Raw genomic sequence first — 939 nt, forward strand, 5'->3', positions numbered from 1 at the left:
ATCGGAATCTGTCGGATTTGTTAAAGCCGAAATCGTTGAAAAGACAACCAAGTATCAGGCCCAGATAGCTACGGCGAACATGACACTTCTCATCAATGATGTGGAGCTGAGCATTCCTCAAGGCACGCCAGCCACCTATCTTGCTGAACTCATTGGAGCGTTGTCATGAAAGGTATGCTCAGCGCTTCAGACATTTACCTTTATCGTGAAAGCGTCGATTTTAGAAAGTCCATCAACGGCCTTGCAGCGATTATCGAAAATGATACTGACTTGCCTCTTGGCAGCGGTGCGCTGTTCCTGTTTACCAATAAACAGCGCGATAAGATTAAAGTGTTGTACTGGGATAAAACAGGCTTCGCCCTCTGGTATAAACGCCTTGAAAAAGCCAAGTATAAGTGGCCTTCAAAAGAGAAAAATCAGGTGTTTACCCTCACTCAATTTGAGCTTGACAGACTGCTTTCAGGCTTCACAATTATCGGCCACGAACCCATCAAAATAAACGATTTTACAATGAGTTAATCGAGAATAAAGCCTTATTCTCCAAGCGTTAACGGCACGATTTTAGTATAATCAATGCTATGAAAAAGACGCCAAATATCGACCCAGAAAGCCAAGATGTTGCCGAGCTACAAGCGATGGTAGCTGCTCTGATGTCGGAGAAAAATGAGTGGAAACAAGAGCGCCAATCGCTGCTTGAACAACTCAAACTCGCCTTCGACCGTCAGTTCGCGAAACGCTCGGAGGCATTAAAGCCTTACGATGAATCACAAGGTGACCTCTTCAACGAAGCGGAATGTGAAGCCGTTAAAGAAGACGAGGTTGAGGTGACAACCACGACCACAACGAAAAAGCGCGGTAAACGTAAACCTCTGCCTAAGACCTTGCCTCGTGAGGTTATCGAACTTGATGTAGACGACCATGAAAAGCAGTGCGCTTGCT

At 45.5% G+C, this 939-nt stretch carries 1 protein-coding gene and 2 pseudogenes; all 3 read left to right on the top strand.

Annotation, left to right across the window (positions count from 1 at the left end; all coding sequences use genetic code 11):
• A pseudogene (locus tag AB4209_RS22275) lies at nucleotides 1-169 on the top strand (IS66 family insertion sequence element accessory protein TnpB); the annotation flags it as partial.
• Nucleotides 166-519 (top strand): IS66 family insertion sequence element accessory protein TnpB, encoded by a 354-nt coding sequence (gene tnpB / locus AB4209_RS22280; RefSeq protein WP_017062948.1) that lies wholly within the window; start codon nucleotides 166-168, stop codon nucleotides 517-519. The pseudogene AB4209_RS22275 and the gene tnpB, both read left to right, overlap by 4 nt.
• A gap of 59 nt (nucleotides 520-578) precedes the next feature.
• A pseudogene (locus AB4209_RS22285) lies at nucleotides 579-939 on the top strand (IS66 family transposase); the annotation flags it as partial.

Origin of the sequence: Vibrio sp. 10N.286.48.C11, from assembly GCF_041469805.1 — a bacterium.
Classification (GTDB): Bacteria; Pseudomonadota; Gammaproteobacteria; order Enterobacterales; family Vibrionaceae; genus Vibrio; species Vibrio crassostreae_C.

Coding starts and splice junctions, on each gene's coding strand:
- tnpB (WP_017062948.1), top strand. CDS start 166: ATGAAAGGTATGCTCAGCGCTTCAGACATTTACCTTTATCGTGAAAGC.